We start from the raw sequence: 21,579 nt of genomic DNA, 5'->3' as shown, positions 1-21,579 counted from the left end.
AGGATCGTTAAGCTCATAAAATTAAAACTTTGCTAGCTATTGCTTGCATGTATTTGCTTCATAAAATGAAGCGTCCTACACATTGGTTCGTTTGCTTGCTTTGTTCAGTTTTCAAAGGTCTACAGTGTTGCGTTAGCAACTTTTATATCATATCAGAGTGACAAGTGATTGTCAACACTTTTTATAAAAGTTTTTTTCGCTCGTTGTTTTGCAACAACGTGTCGGCTGCCTTAGCAACTTAATCATAATAACAAATGATTTGTTATTTGTCAACAACTTTTTTTAATTAATTTATTGTCATATCAACAACGATCAATCAATTTATTTTTGCGACTCAGTTATAATATCATCTGTTTCAGATTTGGTCAAGCACTTTTTCAATGTTTTTTGAAAAGTATATTTTGACCTGCTGGCGTTTTGCCAACGTTGTTTACTTTACCACTCCTAACATGAAAGAGCAAGCTTTTTTCTGAAATTTCTTTCAGTCCAAATGAAAGAAAAAAAACTACCATCAAGGTAGTTTAGTCAATGTCGATCGTTCTAAAACGGATCTGATTGTTTTCATCACGTTTTAAAATCGTTTCTTCTTTTAGATAGACGAATTTTTTTTCGCTTAGTTCTGGATTTTCCAACATGTCTTCATATCCAGTAAAAATATCTTGGATATATTTTTTGTAGGCTTTTTTCTTTTTGATTCTTTTTTTCATTCGGCACCGTCCTTTACGTGCTTATCTTAGCAAGTCATCCAGCTTCTGACAACTATAAATGGTGCTTTATGAAAATTTTTTTACCCTAATGGGCAGTTGAGAGCAATTTTTGATAGGCAAGGCGTGCGCCATCTGGGATGGGAAACTCGATATGACCGCAAAATGTGTAGCCTGCTGTGGTGATATTTCGCTGCATGGCCGTATTGGCTTGATAGGTATCGATTCTCAGATCAAAAATCCCTTCGTTTCGTGCAACTTCTTCTAAAGCGTGCAAAAGCTTTGCACTCAAGCGTTGGCCTTTGAATCGTGGATCAACGACCACACGATGAATGGATAAATAAGGCCCCTCTCCTAGCCACTTGCCATCAATCGCTGTATATACTGGGTCAGTACCCGAAACCAATGCTGCTGCCGCTGCAATTGTGTCTTCTGATTTTAGGAGATAGCTTTCTTTTTTTAGAATATCAGCTCTGATTTTATCCTCACTCGGTCCATATCCATTTTGCCATTGTGGTGATCCTTGAGCAGCCAATGCAGCAATACCTTGATCAATCAACTCCATCAATGCCGGCAAATCATCAATCGTTGCTTTATGCAATTCAAACAATGCGATCCTTCTTTCTCTAGCTTTTTATCAGTCAGTGATTGATTGCAGCTTTCCTCGAAAATCGGAAATATGTTGGTACCCTTTTGCTTTCATAATAGCCGATAGTTCCTGGTTCAAGCGCGCAAAAATAGCTGGCCCTTCCTTGTGAAGTTGTGTGCCGACTTGCAGCATACTGGCACCACACAACAAATGCTCATAGGCATCTTGTCCCGTTAAAATCCCACCCGTGCCGATGATATTGATTTCAGGCTTCAGCCGTGTATAAAAAGCGCGCACATTGGCTAAAGCTGTCGGTTTGATATAAGCACCACCTAATCCGCCAAAGCCATCTTTCGGTTTAATGACAACTGTATCTGTATCTGGATCAATAAACAATGCATTACCGACACTATTGACTGAATTGACATACATTAATGGAAATTGATTCAAGATATCTGCCATTTGATCGAAGTGCGCTAAGTCAAAATACGGCGGGAGTTTTACACCCAATGGTTTCGTAAAGAATGAAAAGACATTCTTCAAAATAGAGGCAGTCAACTCAAAATCATACGCAACTTGCGGTTTCCCCGGTACATTCGGGCAAGAAAGATTCAATTCAGTGATTCCTTCAAAAGCACTGCTTTGGATTTTCTTCAATAAGGTAATGTTTTCCTCGACATTCATCGCTGCGACTGAAAAAAAGAAAGGTGATGCTTGCGGCATCTCAGCTTGTTTTTTGATTGCATAGTCGAGATAATAATCCAAACCACGGTTTGGCAATCCCATCGAGTTGATACTCCCTATAGCTAAATCGATATAGCGTGGTTCTGGATTGCCTTCTCTCGATGCGACAGTCGCACTTTTGGTCACAAATGATCCAGCTTGCGAATCTGCCAGTTCTTCCATTTCTTCAATCGTCATACAATGAACACCAGAGGCATTCATGAAAGGATTTTGATACGTGTAAGGCCCGAAATTCGTTGTTAACATGGATACGATCCCCCAATCTTTTCAAATAGTTTACCTGTAGGCAATGGAAAAATCAATGGGAATGAAGTAGATTCCACCTGAGTATTTGCGGGAATATTCGTGTTTGGCTGAAAGAAGCTTATCTAACCAAAGAGTTGAACCTTTTACGCTGGTATCTCAAAAGTCCAGTATCACCAATTACATATAAGGTATATTTTCCGTCTCCGACAGTTAATTCCAATCTTTCACCGTTGTCCAATTCAAATCATAAATAATATGTGATGCTTTGGCTAGCAAATCCATTCGCATTCATGTCATTACTGGCACGCATGCTTTTATCGACTAATCGAGCAGGAACAGAAATTTCTGCTGCCGCTTCGTTTCTCAAAAATTCCACAATTTTATATAGGATGATCACAATAAACACAAATACAAATACTGCTGAGAAAACATGCATACACGACACTTCTTTTATATTCCATCGAATAATCTGTAAGTAGATAATCAGGTAAACAAAATATTCTCTTCTATTGTGCATTATTTTTACCACGTGTTTGTATACAAAAAAACCTTCCATCCATTGTTGAACAGTGAATGAAAGGGTGCGTACTTTATTATTTGATCTATATCATCTATCTTGTGAGAACAGCAAAAAGTTCCTACCTAATCCCCAACGCAATCCGGGCATAACGACTCATTTTATCGGTCGTCCACGCTGGATACCAAACTAATTTGACTTCTGGATTGCTGACTTCTGGCACATCAGCTAAAGCTTCGTGGATGGATTCAGTCAAGACATCTGCCAACGGGCAGCCCATCGTTGTCAATGTCATTTTAATGACTGTATGACCTGATTCTCCATCGAATTCTACCTCATAAACCAAACCTAAATTGACGATATCAATCCCTAGCTCTGGGTCGATCACGGTTTCCAATGCAGCGAGCACACGCTCTTTGATTGCTTCTACTTCTGTTTCTGTATATGCCATAGCTGGTGACCTCCTTATTTCTTGTAACAAATCATACCTTCTTTTGTGCCGTTTGTAAATGGAGAATCCATGATCAAGGTCGGGTCTTTTTGTGGATCTTCAGCTCAGGAAAGACACCGGTGGTTTTGAATGTGCGTTGTTCATCATCTGTCGCAAATCGGCCAGTGATCGATTGCGTCGGCACGAAATTGATAAAGGCATTGCCATCTGCTTCTAACACCGCTTGTTCTAAGTCGTACATCTCATAGCGGGTGACCACCATCATGATCATATTGCCGGGAACACCAGAATAGCCGCCGACAGAAGGAAACAATGTCATGCCGCGAAAAATGTGCTTCGAAATATTTTTGCCTACTGCTTCGGCATTCGTAGTAATGATCATCGCTGTCACTTTTTGGTGACTGGTGTGGAGCATATCAACGACATAGCTCATCGCAAAAATTGAAATAATCGTATATAAGGCACTTTCCCATGAAAAAACGAAACCAGAAACCATTACAATGATTCCATTTAGGATAAACATATATTTACCCACAGTTTTACCAGTGGTTTTCGACAAGATCAGGGAAAGGATATCCATGCCGCCTGTCGTGAACCCCATTTTCAACGAGAAGGCCACGCCAACACCTAGTAAGACGCCGCCAATCAACGCATTGACCAAAATACTGTCCGTGATCGCCCCTTGAGGAAGGATCATCGTCAATAGTGAAACAACGACAACGTTGATGAAACTCAGCAATGTCGATGATTTGCCGAGCTTAATAAAGCCCAAAACAAAAATCGGCAGATTCAAGATAAAAATGAATAAACCAGTACTTAAGCGAATCCCTAGATGACTCCACGCCAAAGCGACGATCAATTGCGCCACCCCATTCATGCCAGCTGACAATACTTGCGCTGGGATCAAAAAGAAGTTCAAGGCAATGGCGGCTGTAATACCCGAAAGCAAGATGACGCCTATTTTCTTTAATTGTTCAGATTGTTGATGTTTCGTTATTAAATTACTCACTCACAGTTAGCTCCTTCACTAAAAAATCTCCTTCCAAAGAATAGCAGTTTGTGTCAAAAATTGAAACAATTATTTGCAAAATTTTACTTTTGATTCCCTGAATCTTTTTGAACATGGTAGAATGAAGACAAACCTTTAATGAGGAGGATGAATAATGGCCAAAGAAGCAAGCTTTGATATCGTATCAGAGATCAATACAGAAGAAGTCAAAAACGCCATTCAACAAGCTGAAAAAGAATTAAAGAATCGCTTTGATTTCAAAGGATCAACCGTTGAGATCAAAATGGACGGCAGCAAAATGACCGTGGTCGGCGATGATGATTTCAAAGTTGAACAAATCAAAGATGTCTTGTTCGCAAAATTGATCAAGCGCAGTGTCCCCACAAAAAATATCCAGTTTTCAGAAACCGAACATGCCCTAGGAGCGAAAGCTCGGCAAACGGCTGAACTGATCAATGGTATCGACAAAGAACAAGCCAAAAAAATCACGACTGCCATCAAAAATGCAAAATTGAAAGTCAAAACACAGATTCAAGACAATCAAATCCGCGTCACTGGGAAAAGCCGCGATGACTTGCAAGAAGTCATGCAACTTTTACGGAAACTGCCTTTGACGATCGATCTGCAATTTACAAATTATCGGTAAGCAATAAACAGGCGCTATCCAGGTCACGTTGGTCTGGATAGCGCCTAATTTTGTTTTATTGATGCCAAAATGCCTCTAGTTGCTGGCTGATTGCCTCAGGGCTGCGGACATGTTGTGCATGTTGCCAATGCAAAGGCAGCAAAGATCGATAGACAGGCGTCTGAAACCGTTGATCCAGAAGCAGTACCACGCCAGTATCCGCGGTATCCCGAATCACCCGTCCGGCAGCTTGCAGCACTTTATTCATGCCCGGCAATTGATAGGCATAGGAAAATCCAGCGTGATTTTTTTGGTCGTAATAACTGCGGATCAATTCCTGCTCATGATTGAGTTGCGGCAAACCTACACCAACGATGGCCGTACCGATCAACCGCTCCCCTTTCAAATCGATCCCTTCAGAAAAAATCCCTCCTAATACACAAAACGCAACCAGCGACTGCTGGACATCGCCTGCTTTGTTTTGACCACCAGGGGTAAACCGTGCCAAAAAGGCTTCCCGTTCAGGTTCATTCATGGCGGTTCCCTGTATCAACAAATCGATATCAGGATACTGGTTGGAAAACAGTGCAGCGACATCGTCCAGATATCGATAAGAAGGAAAAAAGACCATATAGTTGCCAGTCTTCGCTGCCACCATCCGCTGGATTGCATCCACGATCAATGGCATACTGGCAGTTCTTTGGTGATAAGTTGTTTGGATATAGTCGGCAACAACTATTTTTTGCTTTTCCGGCGGGAAAGGACTTGGTAAACGATAGCGTAATGCCTCTTTTCCGCCCCCGAGGACTTCTTGATAATAAGACAAAGGCGAGAAGCTTGCTGAAAACAACAGACTGCCTTTACCTTTGTCTAATACATTGCCCAAAAAAGGCGCGGGTTCGATACAAAATTGTTTGATTTGCATCCCGTAAGCATCGATTTCGACGGTTGTTTCGTAGTGATCATCATAAAATTCACTGATTTTCAGGTAATAATTGATATCAAAATAAGCCAGCAAGACCTCTTCTTGCAACGGATCTTCTTCGTTGGCCGGCAACCATTCCTGCATCAACTCTGCCAAAGGACGCAAATGTTTCAGCAGTGTGTCATGGGGTGCCGCCTGATGATGATAGGCCCAATTTTCTTCCTTGGCTAAAGCAGCGATCTCCTTGAAATCCTTGTCAACCTTCTTGAACGCCCGTGTCAATTTTCCATGCGCTTTAGGCAGTTTTTTGATCAAGTCTTGGAACAGTTGTCTTTGCAAAGCAGCGGAATACATTTCCTTTGAGCGGTTGACCAGATTGTGGGCTTCATCCACCAAAAAGAAATAGTCTTCTTCTGGTTCTTCAAAAAAGCGACGCAAATAAACAGTCGGATCAAATAAATAATTATAATCCCCAATGATCACATCACAAAACACGCTCACATCTAATGATAGTTCAAATGGACAGACTGTATGCTTACGCCCATAGGCCTCGATCACAGCACGAGTGATCTGATTTTCATGATTGAGGAGATCCCACAATGCTTCATTGATGCGGTTATAGTACCCTTCGGCAAATGGACAATGCTCAGGTGTACAGTTTCGCTCCTCCAGAAAACAGATTTTGTCTTTGGCTGTCAGTGTCACACTTTTGGTTTCACTTCCTGTATCAGCTAACTGCTGCAAGGCATCTTCTGCGACTTGGCGCGTGATTGTTTTGGCAGTCAAATAAAAAATACGGTCGCCGCCCTCTTCTCCTAAAACTTTCAGTGCTGGGAAAATCGTTGAAATCGTCTTCCCAGTCCCAGTTGGCGCTTCGGCAAACAATCGTTGCCCTGTTTTCAAAGTTTTGTAGGCAGCAGCAGCCAATTCCCGCTGCCCTTTACGAAAGGTATCATAAGGAAATTGCAGCAACTGCAAGGATGTATTGCGGACTCTCCGCCAATTTTCTTCAAAGATCATCCATTTATGATACTCCTGCAACAACGATTCATAAAAAGAAGCCAATGCGTTCATTGAGAAACTTCTGCGGGTACGGGTAATGATTTTTTCCGTTGTCTGAAAATAGGTCAACTGTACATCGATTTGATCAAGGAGCTCAGCCGTGTCAGCGATAGTATCTTGGCTTTCTGGATGTTCCTCTTCCGGATTGCCATTTTCCCGCAACAAAAACAAATAAGCATAGACCATACCTTGAGCAAAAAACAGATCGATCTGATCCGCTTGGATATCTTCATAATAAGGTTCAGATGTTTTGATCTCATCGATCACCCAGCAGGCTTTTTCGTGATCGAAAAAAAGACCATCCGCCCTTCCTTCGACAGTAATCCGATCTTTCCCTACTTGGCTTTCATGCTTCAAAAAGACTTCTTTCTGATAGTCTTCCCCTGCTTCTTTTTGTAATTGGCGATGAATACGGGCACCTTCTTGCGCGGTATGGCTGCTGACGCGGCGGCTATCGATATCTCCTCTGCGCAAGATAAATTCGACTATTTTTCGGACTGCAACTTTTCCTTTATACACACGTTCACCTTCTCGTTTGTCATTATAGCTGAAACCTTGATTTTGTAAAAGCGAACACAATAAAAAGACTGCCTGGCAGACAGTCTTCTAAAAAACTGACCAGACAGTTTGTCTAAACAAGGTAAAAGGAAAACGCTGCTCTATCGATCTTTTTTTGCAGGCTGCCTTTATTCATCCACTTGAATATCATAGCGGACGCCATTTTCATCAATGGCTTGTTTGCTGGCTGGATCAAAGATAAAGGTAAATGTTTGGTCGGCTGTTTTTAACAATAACCGATCATTTTCGATTGTGTAAGATGCATCTGTAAAGTCCGCCTGATAAATTTGATAAGGGTCATCCGTCATTTTGATTGATGTCTGTGAAAAATGCCGTTCAAAATCGTCATTGATCTGTTTTTCATACGCTGCCACAGTTTGCGGATCTGCCACACTGTCCTCTTCTATATCTGCGATTGGCAAATACTGCTTCACGATCGTCAATGCATGTTCATGGTAATCATAGACGCCTTGACTCTGCGGGAAGGAAGGGCTGTCCGTTTGGATTAACAGCAAATCACTTTCGCCATTGACAACAGCACCAGAAGCTGCTGAAACCGGTGGTTCAGTCGAATGATTGATTGCGAGATTCTCTTCGCCACAACTGGCAAGCAAAAACAGACTGATACTGCTCATCAAAAGTATACCCACTCTTTTTTTCATCGAAGCCACCTTCTTTCATCAAATAGATTCACGCGCACCGTATAGATCTGTCTGAAGGATCAAGGATCCTTTTCTATCAGAAACCACTTACAGTATAACAGGCGGCTTTTTTCTAAAGGGTTTTCTAAGAAAAATTTTCGGAATCCCACTTTATTTCCGAGGATGATTCTCACTGAATTATGGTTTAAGGTCGTTTTTTTCACAGAATCTTTATTTTCTTTTCTAAAGCTCATTTTTCTTCTAAATGTGCTGCACGAAAAAAGGATGGCTTTTTTCCCTATCGGTATGCCAGTGGAGGTGCACAAAAACCTTTCTTTGTTTCGCAGACTACTTTGAGCTATACTAAAGATGGAACTATTTTTTTATTCGATATGAGGAGGTTCTATATGAAAATCATCGGTTTAGTCACAGGTCCAGTACAAGAGAATTGTTACCTCATCTGGCATGAAGATACGCTTTTGATCATTGATCCAGGTGCTGAAGCTGCAAGACTGATCACTGAGATCGACAAAACAGGGGCTGTACCGCAAGCCATTTTGCTGACGCATACCCACTATGATCATATTGGGGCAGTCGATCAACTACGAGCGTATTATGATATTCCAGTTTACGTCAGTCCGCTGGAACAAGATTGGTTGAGTGATCCTCAGAAAAATTTATCTGGCCGTCATCCAGATCTTGGCGCCATCACAGCCAGACCTGCAGAAGAACTTTTGGAAATGAAAGATTATCGTATCGGTGGGCTGTCGTTCCATGTCGTCCCAACACCTGGCCATTCCATCGGCAGTGTCAGCTTTATTTTTGATTCTTTTGTCGTTGCTGGTGACGCCCTCTTCAAAGGCAGCATTGGCCGAACCGATTTACCCACTGGCAACTTAGAACAATTGCTTGAAAGCATTCAGAGTCAATTATTTGTTTTGCCAAATCAAATGGCTGTATACCCTGGCCATGGCGAACCAACAACAATCGAAATCGAAAAGAGGACCAATCCGTTTTTCAATCAATAAAAGACGATAGTGAATGGAGGAAATGGCAATGACCAAAACAGAGCTTTATGTCGTACGACATGGCAAGACAATGTTCAATACGCTGCAGAGAGTCCAAGGATGGTGCGATACCCCTTTGACCCGAACTGGTGAACAAGGCATTCATTATTTGGGTCTGGGCCTGCGGGATGTTGTGTTTACGGAAGCAGTGTCCAGCGACAGCGGCCGGGCGATCGAAACGATGCGTTTGATTTTAGGAGAACATGTACGCGGACCAGAGATTCCTTATCATATCGATAAACGGATTCGCGAATGGAGTTTCGGGTCTTTGGAAGGCGGTTATGATGCTGAAATGTGGGGCGTCTTGCCTAGGATCTTGGATTTCCCTGACTATGATGATATGATCGCCAATCATGTCACCTTCGAAGCGATTGCCAACGCGATCCATCACGCAGATACAGCGAATTGGGCTGAAACCTTCGATGTGCTGACCGAACGGGTCAAAAACGGTTTTGAAGATATTGCCTATCGGGTCGAGAAAAAAGGCGGCGGGAATGCATTAGTTGTGTCCCACGGCTTAACGATTGCTTTCTTGCTTCACTTGATCAACAACGAAAACAATGTACGTATGGATATCGATAACGGTTCCGTGACACGGCTGGTCTATGAAAATGGGACATTTTCGATTGCAGAAGTAGGCTCAACTGACTACATCAAGAAAGGCGTTCGTCTTTCACAAGAATTATTATCTTAAGACAATCGCCACGTTTTATGCGCAGTTTTCTTTGTTGAAAACTGCGCTCTTTTTTTGGAAAAAGATTGGTATTCTGCTAGAGAAACGGTATACTGATAATTGTATTTTGTTTAAGAAAGGAAGGACTCAATGTTTTTTACTAATTTCATAAAAGCAATTCTCTTTGGTATTATCGAAGGAATCACTGAATGGCTCCCTATTAGCAGTACCGGGCATTTGATCTTAGCGGATGAATTCATCGGGTTGGACGTCACACCGGAATTCATGACCATGTTCAATGTCGTGATTCAGTTAGGCGCGATCTTAGCCGTCGTTTACTTATATTTTCATAAACTGAATCCCTTCTCGCCCCAAAAGAATGCGCTCGAGAAAAGGAATACTTGGACATTATGGTTCAAAGTAGTTGTAGCAGTCTTGCCATCTGTGATTATCGGATTACCACTGGATGATTGGCTCGATGCACATTTCTATAACTTTTTATCAGTGTCGATCGTTTTGATCATTTATGGTATTGGCTTTATCGTGGTTGAAAAAAGAAACAAAAATCAAACCCCTAAATGTACGGATTTGAATCAATTTACTTACAAAGCTGCCCTGATCGTGGGTATGTTCCAAGTACTGGCACTCATTCCTGGTACTTCTCGTTCTGGCGCGACCATTCTCGGCGGGATCTTGATCGGCGCTTCTAGATTCGTCGCTGCAGAATTCTCTTTCTTCTTAGGAATCCCTACGATGTTCGGCGCAAGCGCCTTAAAAATCTTCAAATTCCTAAAAGACGGCAACGCCTTTGACTTACAAGGAACTGTGATCCTGCTGACAGGTACGATCGTTTCATTCATCGTTTCTGTGATCGCGATACGTTTCTTGATGAATTATATCAAACGCAATGACTTTACTGTATTCGGCTGGTATCGCATCGTTCTTGGTGTGATTTTGATCGGTTATTGGCTGACACAGCTATAAAAAAAACTTCCAAGAAAATTTTCTTGGAAGCTTTTTTTATGTGTTCTTGATGACCATGCCATCAATAATATCCACAGCACTTTCAGTGTCATTGATGATTGATTCAAAGCGATCATAGATATCTTTCCATTTAATGATTTCTAATACATCTGTTTCGTCAGTGAACAAGGCCTTTTTCATTTGTGAGTATAACAGGTCCGCTTCTGACTCGATTGCATTGACATCTGTGATCATCTTGCGCAATGTTTTAGAATTTTTAAACTTAGGAAATTCTTTTAATGCCGTTTCAACCCCTTGGGTCGCTTGGGTGATCATGTCAGCAAAACGTGCGGTTTCTGGGCGCAATGACTGAATGACCAAATTCTCGAACAAATAAGTCAACCCCATAATGCCATCTAAGATGTCATCTAAACGCTCTGAGATAATCAAAATATCTTCCCGATCGATTGGTGTGATAAATGAATCGTACAATTCATTGGTCAACGCTGCGATCACTTTGTCCCCTTCTTTTTCTAATGCATGGATCTCCGCTGCTGCTTCAGTTAACGCTGTTTCTGAGTAATCATGGATCAGAACAGAAAAACGTTGTGCCGCTAAATGGCCATTGGTTGCCAATTGTTCCATCGCTGCAAAATAATCAAAACTTTTTTTACGTGCCATTACTTTCTCTCCCTCACAAAATAAACAATAAAACTTTTACCATCAGATATGCAATGAGTCCGCAACCTGGGAATGTCAAGATCCAAGCGTAGATCATTTCCTTCACGATCCGCCAATCGACACTTGAAAAGCGTCTAGAAGCCCCAACACCCATGATCGCGGTTGTTTTGGTATGGGTTGTTGAAACGGGGATCCCAAACACAGAAGATAGGAACAAGCAGATTGCTGCAGTTACGTCCGCTGCAAATCCTTGATATTTCTCCAACTTGACCATATCCATCCCAACGGATTTAATAATTTTCATCCCGCCGACGGATGTTCCCACACCCATTGTCAACGAACACAGTACCATGACCCATAAGGGGATTGCAAAACCGCTGCCACTTTTTTCGACGATATCGTTATAGTATAGGCCTAACATGAAGACACCCATAAACTTCTGCCCGTCTTGCGCACCATGCAAAAAAGCATTGGCACCAGCTGCGAACGCTTGCCCCACTGTAAAAATTTGATTGGCTTTACGCCTCGGTGTGTCGCGAAAAAGCCATACGATCAGCTTCGATATCAGAAACCCGCCGATAAACCCCATTAACGTTGAAACAACTAAACCGATCAATACTTTGATCCATTCATTGCCATTGACAGCATGTAACCCACCAAGAGCCATTGCAGCACCTGTCAGACCAGCGATCAAGGCATGTGATTCGCTAGTAGGGATGCCAAAATACCAAGCAGCCACTGTCCAGACAACGATCGAGAAGAGCGCTGCTGCCAAAGCGATTTGTGACACTCGGAAACTGCCCCCAGAATCGAATGTTACGATATTACTGATTGTTTCAGCCACTTGGGCATTGAAATACGTCATCACCAAGACGCCTAAAAAGTTCATGACCACAGCCATGCCAATCGCAACATTTGGGCGTAAAACTCTAGTAGAAACAGCTGTCGCGATGGCATTTGGTGCATCTGTCCAACCATTGACGAAAATGACACCCAATGACAATACAATCGTTATAAATAAAGCGATACTCACATTAAACCCTCCATTTGAAAATTCCGAAGTTATCATAGCATAGAAAATCACCGTTGTGTAAACTTTTTGTAACTATTCAATAAAAAATGTGTAAAGATACATTTTACGACAGATATTCAAATGAATTAGCCATTTTATTTGCTCTTTTTTTGTGTTAAGTAAAATTTCTTTACAACTTTTATTGCAATCGGCAAGCGCATTAGGTATAATGACTAGTGTTGATTTATACGTTTTTTCAAACGTAATTGAACTTTTTTTTCGGAGGTGAAATACATGCCAAACATTGAATCTGCAATCAAACGCGCGCGTACAAGCGAAGCGGCTAATGCGAAGAATTCATCTCAAGTAAGCACAATGCGTACAGCGATCAAAAAATTTGATCAAGCTGTTGAAGCTGGTGCTGATAACGTAGATGCGTTATATAAAGATGCTGTTAAAGCAATCGATATGGCTGAGACTAAAGGATTGATCCATAAGAACAAAGCTAGTCGCGACAAATCTCGTTTAAGTAAAAAAATTGCCAAATAAGCAAATTAAGAAAGGTGAAGCAATCGTTGATTGCTTCACCTTTCTTTTTATTTTCTGCTTTTTCCATGGCGCAAGACAAACAATTGAAACAAAAGTGTCTTGTCCATTTGACCGCTTTTGACTTGATAATCATTTTCGATCAACTCATCATACAATCTAGCCAAATCTTCAGCAGCAAGGCCCCTTGTCTGCTGCATGGCCAATTTGACCCGATAAGGATGGATCCCAAGGGTTTGAGCAATATTGGCTTGCTGGTACCCCACCTTCATTAAAATCGATGTTTGCAGCAATAGCCGAACTTGACTGATCAAAATCGCATTGATTTTGATGGTTTCTTCTCCTTGCAACAGTAAATCATCGTATAAACGCAGCGCCTCAGAAACATTGCCCTTCAATACATCACTGGTCAATTCGAAGACATTATGTTCCAACGTTTTCGGAATCAATTCTTGGACGATCTCTTTTGTGATTTTACGGCCATCACCGGCATATAAACGCAATTTTTGCAATTCCTGCATTGCTTTTGTCAATTGCAGATCCGTTAAGCGCAAAAACAAGTCAAAAGCTTCTCGGGTCATTTCGATGCCATCATTGGTCATCGTTTGCTGCAAATAATTACGGACATCTTGTTCTTTCATCGCTGCAGTGTCGATGACCACTGCTGCTTTTTTCAATTGTTTCGTGATTTTCTTCCGCTCATCCATCTTATCTGCTAGAAGGAACAAGACCATAACGGATGTTGGCTCAGGTGATTGGATATAGCTGACAAAGTCCTCTAAATCATGTTCTGGTCCATTGCTCTTCTTTTCTGCTGTCAGAAAGAATGGCCGATCAACAAAAATCAAGCGTTGATCCCCAAAAAAGGGCAAGGATTGTGCTTCTTGGATCACTAAATCAACGGCATCTTTCTCCAAATCAAATGTGGCAAAATTCAAATCATCTTTTGAAACAGAAAAACGGGTCAAAAAAGCCTCTCGGACTTGATCTTGTAAAAAAGTTTCGCTGCCGACCACCAAGTAAATGGGTTTCAATGTATCGGTACGAATTGTTTGCAGTGCTTTTTGTAAATCCATTGCGATCCCCACTTTCATCACTATCCTACCATTCCTGATTGTCTTCGTCTAGCCAAGTCTGCAAGGTCAGCTGCTGTTTGTTTTCTGACCAGCTAAATTGGATCATTCCATGATGATCCGTTCTTAGGACTGCAGAACCCATCAGTCGATCCAGAACTTCTTGATGGGGATGACCATATCGATTGTTGCGGCCGCAAGAAACGATGCCATAGCGGGGTGACAAGCCCTCGATAAAAGCCTCTGCTGTTGATGTCCGACTGCCATGATGCCCCAATTTCAACACGTCCACCTGTAACGCTGGATAGTGTGCCAACAGGTCAAGTTCACCTGCTTGATCTAAATCACCGGTGAATAAAAATGAATGTGAGCCAAGATGTGCTTGCAAGACGAGAGAGTCTTCATTTTGTCCTTCGCCATAGGTTGGTGCCAACACATGCAGGGACTGCTCGTTCCCAATTCTTTGTCCGATCTCTGTCCATATCACTTCTGTAGACGCAGGCATATCTTTCAACAACGCAGCGATCCGTGGATCTTCTTGACTGCCTGGTACCAAATATAATGTCCTAACAGGGATCGACTGCATCAGAAATAACGCATCTCCGATATGATCGGTATCCCCATGGGTCAAAAACAGACCGGTGATTTCATTGATGCCTTCACCTTTCAAAAAAGGCACCAATGAGTACGCAGCCCCGGATTGATAGGAACGCTGTTGCCAGGCCTGTCTTTCAAAGCCCAACGTGCCACCAGTATCGATGACATAGACCCCGCGATTTCTTTTTTCCTGAATCACGATACTATCTCCTTGCCCGACATCGACAAAAGAAATCGTGGGTACAACCTGCCATTTCTGATACCCAATGGGCACCAAAATCGTGACCACTAGGAGCAAAAGCACTTTTCTTTGTTGATAACAAATCACACCTACAATCGTACAGAGCAGCGCGACTGATACTGGTAATACGCCAATCGTCAGAGAACCATGACGTAAATGAAACAACGTTCCTTCCAGTATGTCTAAACATATTTCAGCAATAGCAATCACAGGCGCCAACGAAACGACCAAACTCATCACAAAAAGCAAGAAAACACCGGGCAGCAAGACCGTTGTCATCAATGGATAAAATAAAACGGTTGCCAGTCCGCCGAACAAAGGGATCTCAAAAAACAGACATGCGAGTATAGGTCCTGCCAACAAGGTCAGCAGCTGGCCACTGACGAATCGATGAAAACGCGGCCTAAGGCTATTGGTCATCAGCAGTAAAAAGGTCATCAACAGGCATAACTGTCCTGATAGTTGCAGCAACAATTTAGGCGCAATGATCAATAAAATCGTTAAAATAATGCCATAACGATCACTCGCTGACCATGATTTGGCTCTTGCGGTCATCAAGGCATTCAACATATAGACCAATACTGCGCGAATCACACTGATACTGCCGCCAAACAACACAATGCTGCCGCCTAAACAGCATAATACCGGCAGGCACATTTCCTCAGGTGTAAAATGCAGACGGCGAAAAATATAGGTCAGTTTTTGAAAGAAGAAAGCCACATGCATGCCAGAGATCGTAAAGAAATGCAATAACCCACTCCCGCTAAACAAATCCCGCAACACCTGAAATTCATGATCCTTATAGCCAAAGAGCAAAGCATTGATATAAATACTGATCCGCGAGGGAAAAACACGTTGGACATGTGTGATTGCAGCAGCACGCCATTTTCTCAGAGGCACTACTGACTGATCTTCTGTGCTTTTCTGCCAATCTGTCAGTTCGATCGTACCCACAAAGTTGTGATTTTCCAAATAAGCAGCGTAATCGAACCCATGCTTATTACTTGCACCTTGGGGATGAACCAGCCGCCCATCGCCAGTGATCGTGCCCTGCCAATCTTGACGTCTTTGCCACTGTTCTTTTTCGGCTTCCGTTTGGACTTGCAACCGCACCATAACTTTGCCTAAAGCCATTTTCCCTTCAAACGTGACCAAATCCCCATTGATTTTGATCGTATCCGATCGAACGCTGAGAGAGCCGCTAAAGGAGCCTTCAGCAACTGTTGGCGTCTGTGTCCAGTATATACGAGCTGCAATCACTACGCAGCAGCACAATACCACCACACACAAAAAAGCTTGTCTTCTCCAGACAAGCATCATGAAATAATAAACAGTGAGCAAAGCGAGACAGACAGACTGTACTAGATAAGCCGTCGTTCCCAACGCCAAGATCACCCCAAGAAAAAGATAAGAATCATTCTGCTGTGTGTTGAACAGTCGGATCATTCAATACGCCGAAAGACAGCTTTTCAAAATAGATAGGATCGAGCACAACTTGGTGGACGGTAGCACCAACTTGTTGAATCAATTCCATCGCATAGGGATCATTACGGTAATCATTCAAGTAATGGATCCTTTTGACTCCCGCTTGCAAAATTGCTTTTGTGCAAGGCAAACAAGGAAAATGGGTGACATAAATCTCCGCCCCATCTGTAGATACACCTAATTTGGCACATTGCAGTAATGCATTCATCTCAGCATGGATCGTGCGGATACAGTGATTGTCTACAACATGGCAGCCTTCGTCGATACAATGAACATCGCCGCTGACAGAGCCGTTATAACCACCCGCAATAATGCGGCGGTCTTTCACAAGCGTTGCGCCGACCTCTAATCTTGAACAAGTACTGCGTAATGACAATAGGACTGCTTGCGCCATAAAGTATTGGTCCCAGGGAATTCGATTTGTCTGCATGTAGTTACTCCTTTATATTCGATTACTTCTATTCTAATTGTTTTTTTGCTTTTTTCAACCGTCATTTCTTGGTGGTCTATTAATTAGATGATGCATAGCTGTTTCAACCTACAGTGAGCAATTCTTTTAAAGCCTCAAAGGTTTTGTCGCCGATACCTGTGACTTTAGTGATCTCATCGATTGTTTTAAAGAAACCATGTTCTTCCCGATATTGGATGATCGCCTCCGCCTTCTTTGCGCCAATGCCTGGTAAAGTTTGTAACTGACTTGCATCTGCTTGATTTAAGTCGATCAATGCATTGGCAGTGTCGTCATGAGCGACATCGCTTTGTTGCGGCAGCTCCAGCAAATGGCGCTCATCTTTATGCAGGATCAATACCATTTGCTGGTCTTGTAAGACTTGAGCTAAATTTATCGCAGTTTCTAACGCGTCTTCTGTTAACCCCCCAGCCTGTTCGATCAGCTCATACATCCGGGCACCTGTTTTTAATCGATAGATGCCCGGCTGGCGCACTTGTCCTTTGATATCAATCACAATCAAGTTACTCTCGGCTTGAGAACTGTCTTCTAGGTTTTTCTCTCCCGCTACCATTTCAGAGGATTGACCAGCAGCATCCGTCATGTAATGCCAGTTCGTTCCTTGGTCTTGCGAGAAAGGTGCGAACCAAATAATCAGCAAAACCAGCAGAACAGCACCCGCAAGTATCATCCGCCAGTAGTCTTTAAACATTTTCCATTGATCCATTTTCACCACCTCATAGATGAAATACGCAAAAAGGAATCAATGACAGAAAAAAAGCCTTGATTTCTCAAGACTTAATGATTTGCTGTATTTCAGCCATCGATTGGACGGTATGGTCAGCGGATACTTCTTTTAAAATGCCTTCTATGTCATAAAAAATTGTTTTGACGCCTGCACCTTGCCCTGCAAAAACATCCATCGTGCGATCGCCGATCATGACAGTCTGATCTTTGTCTAGTTGATACTTTTCGACAAGATAAAGCAAGGAAGTTGGATCAGGTTTGCGGGGAAAGTTGTTTTCTGGACCAACGATCTCAACAATCAAGTGCGCCAGCTGCTCTTTTTCTAATAATTCTTTCGTTGAGATGACATCACGGTGGGTCAAAATGTAGTTCTTGCCACCAGCAGTAACGACAGCCTCCAATGTCTCTTTTGTCCCATCGAAAGAAAGAGGCAGACGATCATCTAGTGCTTCATTGGCTTTGAATTTTTTAGTGAATTCTTGGAAATCCAAGTTGTATTTTTCAGCAACTTTTTTGGAAGATGAATCTTTCAAAATATAGTAAATCTCCGCTGGATCTGGATCGAATCCATACTCTTTCAATGTCTGAATAAAAGCTTTCAACATGATTGGGTAGCTGTCATAAAGTGTTCCATCAAAATCCCATATGTAAGATTGGTACATGATATCCCTCGTTTTCTCACTTTTTCAAACGAATGAAACTTCCATTCATTTTCTGTAACTCTAAAAAAGTTTACCACACTTTGATGGGTTTGTCTTATTTATGAAGGGATTTCCTCCACAAGAAAAAACGCCATCGACCTTGTAACACATTCATTTGCTCAAATCTACATGCAAAGGGATAGGTTACAGATCAATGAATGTTCATCCGGTATTCGAAAACTTACCAGCTGCCGGAAACACCACCACCACTGCTGCTTCCTCCGCTAAAACCGCCAAAATCATTAGAGGAACTTTGTGTATCCGCAATCACTTGTTCTTGATGAGACACATGCGTATTCATCATCACAAAGAACAATGCCATATTCATTCCTTGAGGATCATACTCTTGACGAGCATTGTTTAAAACCGCTTCTCGATCAGAAGGATCAAATGAAGATAATTTTTGAGCCAGTTCAGGATGTTTTTGATACATCTGCGTCAAGTCAACTTGAAACAGGGCGTCAGCTTTAACTTCTGCAAACACATTTGACACTTCTTTGGGAACCGCTTGAACCATCTCAGGATAGGACGCTCTTTCCGTCACAAGTTGGGCTAAGTAGCGACCTTGTTCACTTCGCCTTCTGATCTCTTCTTTGGCTTGCTTGGCTATTTCTGCCCGATATGCATCTGCTAAAGGCAAATTCTCCGGTAACACATCATCTGACAAATCATCATCTGCTAACCGCTCAGACACTTCTCTACCTAATTGTGCTTGATAGGTTTTTAAGGTGTCATGCTGCGTAAGGATCAACTGACCGAATTGTTTGAGGGTGTTTTTTTTCTTCAGCAGCAGATTTGAAAAAAAGGAACCAATCACAGGATTCATCAAGCCATGTTGGATCAATCGGTTATCTGTTGTCGAAAATCCAGTGATCGAACTCAATTTCGCTGGCACGTAAGTACTCGTCACATACTGCGTAAATGCACGTTGACAATCTTTTGCTGTCTGATACTGATGGTAACGTTGATAGTTCTTTCTATTGCTCGCCCATTTCAAAAATTCTTTCTGTTGAAAGTGAATGTCTTCTTGCAGATGTTTTGGCACCGGCAAGTATTCTGCAAATCGCTGTTTGGTTTTAAGATGGCGAAAACTGATGAACCCAACAAGCCCCGCTGCTGTGGCGGCTACGACGCCACTAACGATTTTCCCAATAGTGAACCACATTTGCTTGTTGGCTTCTGCTTCTTGGGCTCGTTTTTCTGCTAACAGTTGATTCCCATCTTGATAGATCGTTCCTAAACCAATCGTTTCATCCGCTTCTTTCATGTGCTGATAGACTTGATTAGACGCAGCCAATATCGCGGCATCATAATCTTCATCTCGTAATGCGTCTTTGGCATCTTCATCCACTAAATCATCTTCCGATAGCGCACTGAAGACATAGGATAGTCCATCGCCATACCCTAGACGAAATGCACGATCATCAATCGCAAAGAGAAACAATAATCCATTATTGTCCTCTGGGTTTCCTAAACCATACTCGTTGAACAGTGCCAAGTTGCGCTCCTCAATCGATTGTCCATCCAAAGAAGGAATCGTGATCACTGCGTATTCTGGCGCGCCGGTCAATGATTGAAACCCCTCTTTGTTTAAGGTATCGATTTGTTCAATCGTTTCTTGTGAAAGAACTCCCGCATCATCACGGACAAATGTCTGTCCAAAAGCAATGGATGGCTGAAAGACAAAGAACCCCATGAACCCAACAAAAGCCAACATCCCAATTTGGCATATTTTCTTCATTTTACCACCCCTTTTATTATTGTATTATTTTTCATTGTATTCGATTTCAAACGAAAAAACATCCGCCTTAAGCATGAAAAAACGAGCAACAGGACCAAAAAAACCTTTAAAAGACAGCATGTTGGTCTGTCTTTTAAAGGTCACTTTATCATATCTTCTTACAAAATGAACAGGTCCTAATTTTTAAACGAATGGATCGGAGCTGGAATTCGACCACCGCGTTGAATGAAGTCTGTCGATTTCGCTGGGTTGACTTTCATCACAGGCGCAGTACCCAATAATCCACCGAACTCGATTCGATCACCAATTTGTTTGTCTTTCGCAGGAATGATCCGCACAGCTGTTGTCTTGTGATTGATGACGCCAATCGCTGCCTCATCTGCGATCATCGCCGCAATCGTTTCAGCAGAGGTGTCGCCAGGAATTGCGATCATGTCTAGTCCGACGGAACAGATTGCTGTCATTGCTTCTAATTTTTCTAGATTCAATAAACCAGCTTCCACCGCTTTGATCATCCCAGCATCTTCTGACACGGGAATAAATGCGCCGGATAAACCACCGACATGATTACAGGCCATAACGCCGCCTTTCTTGACTGCATCATTCAACAGTGCCAGTGCGGCCGTTGTGCCATGGGTGCCGACAGATTCAAGCCCCATCTCCTCAAGGATCAAGGCTACACTATCGCCGACAGCAGGGGTTGGCGCCAATGAAAGATCGACGATACCAAATGGTACACCCAGACGCTCAGATGCCACGCGTCCAACCAACTGACCCATCCGCGTAATTTTAAACGCTGTTTTTTTGACGGTTTCCGCCACAACGTCGAAAGACGCACCCTTGACTTTTTCCAAAGCCCGTTTGACTACACCTGGACCGCTGACACCAACATTGATTTCAACGTCAGCTTCACCTACCCCATGAAAAGCGCCAGCCATAAATGGATTGTCTTCCACTGCATTGGCAAAGACGACCAATTTGGCACAGCCCATATCAGAGGCAGCGGCTGTTTTCTTCACCGTTTCTCCCATCAATCGAACCGCGTCCATATTGATTCCTGCTTTGGTTGAACCGATATTGACCGAGGAACAGACAAAATTCGTTTCAGCCAAGGCTTGCGGGATCGATTCAATCAATGCCAAATCAGCACCTTGATAGCCCTTTTCAACCAAAGCGCTATAGCCACCGATAAAATTGACACCAACGGTTTGTGCCGCGCGATCCAACGTTTTGGCGATCTTCACGCAATCTGCAGGTGTCGCATGACAAGCAGAAGCCACGATAGCGATGGGTGTCACGGAGATCCGCTTATTGATGATCGGGATCCCATATTCACTTTCGATGTCTTCACCCACTTGAACCAAGTCTTTGGCTTTTGTAGTAATTTTCTGATAAATCTTCTGACAAGTATTCTCGATATCCGCATCAATACAATCCAACAAGGAAATCCCCATCGTAATCGTTCGAATATCTAAATTTTCTTCTTCAACCATACGAATGGTTTCAAGTATTTGACTAGTTTCCATTTCGGCC

21 protein-coding genes are annotated in these 21,579 nt (G+C 42.5%); 5 read left to right on the top strand and 16 right to left on the bottom strand.

The window, feature by feature from the left end; genetic code table 11:
- Positions 1 to 521 precede the first annotated feature (521 nt).
- From ACYVRS_RS10125 to ACYVRS_RS10105, 5 genes are all read right to left on the bottom strand, one after another.
- Positions 522 to 707, bottom strand: a complete 186-nt coding sequence (locus ACYVRS_RS10125; RefSeq protein WP_054116830.1) for a hypothetical protein — start codon at positions 705 to 707, stop codon at positions 522 to 524.
- An 85-nt stretch (positions 708 to 792) separates the two neighbouring features.
- The gene (locus ACYVRS_RS10120) at positions 793 to 1,269 is read right to left on the bottom strand and encodes a GNAT family N-acetyltransferase (RefSeq protein ID WP_461203295.1); all 477 of its coding nucleotides are present in this window, start codon (positions 1,267 to 1,269) and stop codon (positions 793 to 795) included.
- 72 nt (positions 1,270 to 1,341) lie between these two features.
- Positions 1,342 to 2,283 (bottom strand): dihydroorotate oxidase, encoded by a 942-nt coding sequence (locus ACYVRS_RS10115; RefSeq protein ID WP_461203287.1) that lies wholly within the window; start codon positions 2,281 to 2,283, stop codon positions 1,342 to 1,344.
- Between the two features lie 638 nt (positions 2,284 to 2,921).
- Positions 2,922 to 3,251, bottom strand: coding sequence for a metal-sulfur cluster assembly factor (locus tag ACYVRS_RS10110; protein WP_054116827.1), 330 nt, complete (start codon positions 3,249 to 3,251; stop codon positions 2,922 to 2,924).
- Positions 3,252 to 3,324: 73 nt separating this feature from the next.
- On the bottom strand, positions 3,325 to 4,260 hold the full coding sequence (locus ACYVRS_RS10105; RefSeq protein WP_461203286.1) for a YitT family protein: 936 nt from the start codon (positions 4,258 to 4,260) through the stop codon (positions 3,325 to 3,327).
- A 154-nt stretch (positions 4,261 to 4,414) separates the two neighbouring features.
- Here ACYVRS_RS10105 and ACYVRS_RS10100 point away from each other — a divergent pair, with 154 nt between their 5' ends.
- A complete protein-coding gene (locus ACYVRS_RS10100; RefSeq protein ID WP_054116825.1) occupies positions 4,415 to 4,906 on the top strand; it encodes a YajQ family cyclic di-GMP-binding protein in 492 nt (163 codons plus the stop codon).
- Between the two features lie 55 nt (positions 4,907 to 4,961).
- Here the strand turns inward: ACYVRS_RS10100 and ACYVRS_RS10095 are convergent, their stop codons facing one another.
- Both ACYVRS_RS10095 and ACYVRS_RS10090 read right to left on the bottom strand, forming a co-directional pair.
- The gene (locus ACYVRS_RS10095) at positions 4,962 to 7,391 is read right to left on the bottom strand and encodes an ATP-dependent DNA helicase (protein WP_461203285.1); all 2,430 of its coding nucleotides are present in this window, start codon (positions 7,389 to 7,391) and stop codon (positions 4,962 to 4,964) included.
- A 167-nt stretch (positions 7,392 to 7,558) separates the two neighbouring features.
- Positions 7,559 to 8,092, bottom strand: a complete 534-nt coding sequence (locus ACYVRS_RS10090; RefSeq protein WP_312541565.1) for a hypothetical protein — start codon at positions 8,090 to 8,092, stop codon at positions 7,559 to 7,561.
- 386 nt (positions 8,093 to 8,478) lie between these two features.
- On the opposite strand from ACYVRS_RS10090, the gene ACYVRS_RS10085 reads away from it, so the two are divergent.
- The 3 genes from ACYVRS_RS10085 to ACYVRS_RS10075 all read left to right on the top strand — a co-directional run bounded on the left by ACYVRS_RS10085 (position 8,479) and on the right by ACYVRS_RS10075 (position 10,795).
- Entirely contained in the window at positions 8,479 to 9,099 is a 621-nt protein-coding gene (locus ACYVRS_RS10085) for an MBL fold metallo-hydrolase (RefSeq protein WP_054116822.1), read from the top strand.
- A gap of 28 nt (positions 9,100 to 9,127) precedes the next feature.
- Complete coding sequence (locus ACYVRS_RS10080) at positions 9,128 to 9,832, top strand: histidine phosphatase family protein (RefSeq protein WP_312497849.1); 705 nt, start codon at positions 9,128 to 9,130, stop codon at positions 9,830 to 9,832.
- 129 nt (positions 9,833 to 9,961) lie between these two features.
- Positions 9,962 to 10,795, top strand: a complete 834-nt coding sequence (locus ACYVRS_RS10075) for an undecaprenyl-diphosphate phosphatase (protein WP_054116820.1) — start codon at positions 9,962 to 9,964, stop codon at positions 10,793 to 10,795.
- Between the two features lie 36 nt (positions 10,796 to 10,831).
- Here ACYVRS_RS10075 and ACYVRS_RS10070 read toward each other — a convergent pair whose 3' ends face one another.
- Positions 10,832 to 11,455 (bottom strand): DUF47 domain-containing protein, encoded by a 624-nt coding sequence (locus ACYVRS_RS10070; RefSeq protein WP_312541561.1) that lies wholly within the window; start codon positions 11,453 to 11,455, stop codon positions 10,832 to 10,834.
- 13 nt (positions 11,456 to 11,468) lie between these two features.
- Complete coding sequence (locus ACYVRS_RS10065; RefSeq protein ID WP_313537867.1) at positions 11,469 to 12,524, bottom strand: inorganic phosphate transporter; 1,056 nt, start codon at positions 12,522 to 12,524, stop codon at positions 11,469 to 11,471.
- Positions 12,525 to 12,761: 237 nt separating this feature from the next.
- Between ACYVRS_RS10065 and rpsT the strand changes: the two genes are divergently transcribed.
- Entirely contained in the window at positions 12,762 to 13,016 is a 255-nt protein-coding gene (rpsT, locus tag ACYVRS_RS10060; RefSeq protein WP_054116817.1) for a 30S ribosomal protein S20, read from the top strand.
- 47 nt (positions 13,017 to 13,063) lie between these two features.
- Here rpsT and holA read toward each other — a convergent pair whose 3' ends face one another.
- From holA to ACYVRS_RS10025, 7 genes are all read right to left on the bottom strand, one after another.
- Positions 13,064 to 14,089 carry a DNA polymerase III subunit delta gene (holA, locus tag ACYVRS_RS10055; protein ID WP_313537883.1) on the bottom strand — a complete coding sequence of 342 codons (1,026 nt, stop codon included), beginning with the start codon at positions 14,087 to 14,089 and terminating at the stop codon, positions 13,064 to 13,066.
- 25 nt (positions 14,090 to 14,114) lie between these two features.
- Positions 14,115 to 16,370 (bottom strand): DNA internalization-related competence protein ComEC/Rec2, encoded by a 2,256-nt coding sequence (locus tag ACYVRS_RS10050; protein ID WP_461203284.1) that lies wholly within the window; start codon positions 16,368 to 16,370, stop codon positions 14,115 to 14,117.
- Positions 16,339 to 16,839 carry a ComE operon protein 2 gene (locus ACYVRS_RS10045; protein ID WP_312497844.1) on the bottom strand — a complete coding sequence of 167 codons (501 nt, stop codon included), beginning with the start codon at positions 16,837 to 16,839 and terminating at the stop codon, positions 16,339 to 16,341. The genes ACYVRS_RS10050 and ACYVRS_RS10045 overlap by 32 nt, the downstream gene beginning before the upstream one ends.
- 103 nt (positions 16,840 to 16,942) lie before the next feature.
- Positions 16,943 to 17,584, bottom strand: a complete 642-nt coding sequence (locus ACYVRS_RS10040) for a helix-hairpin-helix domain-containing protein (protein ID WP_461203283.1) — start codon at positions 17,582 to 17,584, stop codon at positions 16,943 to 16,945.
- A 64-nt stretch (positions 17,585 to 17,648) separates the two neighbouring features.
- Positions 17,649 to 18,266 carry an HAD-IA family hydrolase gene (locus ACYVRS_RS10035; protein ID WP_312497842.1) on the bottom strand — a complete coding sequence of 206 codons (618 nt, stop codon included), beginning with the start codon at positions 18,264 to 18,266 and terminating at the stop codon, positions 17,649 to 17,651.
- Between the two features lie 220 nt (positions 18,267 to 18,486).
- On the bottom strand, positions 18,487 to 20,046 hold the full coding sequence (locus tag ACYVRS_RS10030; RefSeq protein WP_461203282.1) for a TPM domain-containing protein: 1,560 nt from the start codon (positions 20,044 to 20,046) through the stop codon (positions 18,487 to 18,489).
- A gap of 176 nt (positions 20,047 to 20,222) precedes the next feature.
- The gene (locus ACYVRS_RS10025; RefSeq protein ID WP_054116811.1) at positions 20,223 to 21,572 is read right to left on the bottom strand and encodes a PFL family protein; all 1,350 of its coding nucleotides are present in this window, start codon (positions 21,570 to 21,572) and stop codon (positions 20,223 to 20,225) included.
- Positions 21,573 to 21,579: the final 7 nt, after the last annotated feature.

It is taken from the genome of Enterococcus salsurae (assembly GCF_054784955.1).
The sequence above is the reverse complement of the archived record's forward strand: the minus strand, read 5'-3'. Positions and strand labels throughout refer to the sequence as shown.

What these genes read in the sequence shown, in the direction of transcription:
- ACYVRS_RS10125 (WP_054116830.1), bottom strand. Translation starts at nt 707, where the DNA reads ATGAAAAAAAGAATCAAAAAGAAAAAAGCCTACAAAAAATATATCCAA.
- ACYVRS_RS10120 (WP_461203295.1), bottom strand. Translation starts at nt 1,269, where the DNA reads ATGGAGTTGATTGATCAAGGTATTGCTGCATTGGCTGCTCAAGGATCA.
- ACYVRS_RS10115 (WP_461203287.1), bottom strand. Translation starts at nt 2,283, where the DNA reads ATGTTAACAACGAATTTCGGGCCTTACACGTATCAAAATCCTTTCATG.
- ACYVRS_RS10110 (WP_054116827.1), bottom strand. Translation starts at nt 3,251, where the DNA reads ATGGCATATACAGAAACAGAAGTAGAAGCAATCAAAGAGCGTGTGCTC.
- ACYVRS_RS10100 (WP_054116825.1), top strand. Translation starts at nt 4,415, where the DNA reads ATGGCCAAAGAAGCAAGCTTTGATATCGTATCAGAGATCAATACAGAA.
- ACYVRS_RS10090 (WP_312541565.1), bottom strand. Translation starts at nt 8,092, where the DNA reads ATGAAAAAAAGAGTGGGTATACTTTTGATGAGCAGTATCAGTCTGTTT.
- ACYVRS_RS10085 (WP_054116822.1), top strand. Translation starts at nt 8,479, where the DNA reads ATGAAAATCATCGGTTTAGTCACAGGTCCAGTACAAGAGAATTGTTAC.
- ACYVRS_RS10080 (WP_312497849.1), top strand. Translation starts at nt 9,128, where the DNA reads ATGACCAAAACAGAGCTTTATGTCGTACGACATGGCAAGACAATGTTC.
- ACYVRS_RS10075 (WP_054116820.1), top strand. Translation starts at nt 9,962, where the DNA reads ATGTTTTTTACTAATTTCATAAAAGCAATTCTCTTTGGTATTATCGAA.
- ACYVRS_RS10070 (WP_312541561.1), bottom strand. Translation starts at nt 11,455, where the DNA reads ATGGCACGTAAAAAAAGTTTTGATTATTTTGCAGCGATGGAACAATTG.
- ACYVRS_RS10065 (WP_313537867.1), bottom strand. Translation starts at nt 12,524, where the DNA reads ATGATAACTTCGGAATTTTCAAATGGAGGGTTTAATGTGAGTATCGCT.
- rpsT (WP_054116817.1), top strand. Translation starts at nt 12,762, where the DNA reads ATGCCAAACATTGAATCTGCAATCAAACGCGCGCGTACAAGCGAAGCG.
- holA (WP_313537883.1), bottom strand. Translation starts at nt 14,089, where the DNA reads ATGGATTTACAAAAAGCACTGCAAACAATTCGTACCGATACATTGAAA.
- ACYVRS_RS10050 (WP_461203284.1), bottom strand. Translation starts at nt 16,370, where the DNA reads ATGATCCGACTGTTCAACACACAGCAGAATGATTCTTATCTTTTTCTT.
- ACYVRS_RS10045 (WP_312497844.1), bottom strand. Translation starts at nt 16,839, where the DNA reads ATGCAGACAAATCGAATTCCCTGGGACCAATACTTTATGGCGCAAGCA.
- ACYVRS_RS10040 (WP_461203283.1), bottom strand. Translation starts at nt 17,584, where the DNA reads ATGGATCAATGGAAAATGTTTAAAGACTACTGGCGGATGATACTTGCG.
- ACYVRS_RS10035 (WP_312497842.1), bottom strand. Translation starts at nt 18,266, where the DNA reads ATGTACCAATCTTACATATGGGATTTTGATGGAACACTTTATGACAGC.
- ACYVRS_RS10030 (WP_461203282.1), bottom strand. Translation starts at nt 20,046, where the DNA reads ATGAAGAAAATATGCCAAATTGGGATGTTGGCTTTTGTTGGGTTCATG.
- ACYVRS_RS10025 (WP_054116811.1), bottom strand. Translation starts at nt 21,572, where the DNA reads ATGGAAACTAGTCAAATACTTGAAACCATTCGTATGGTTGAAGAAGAA.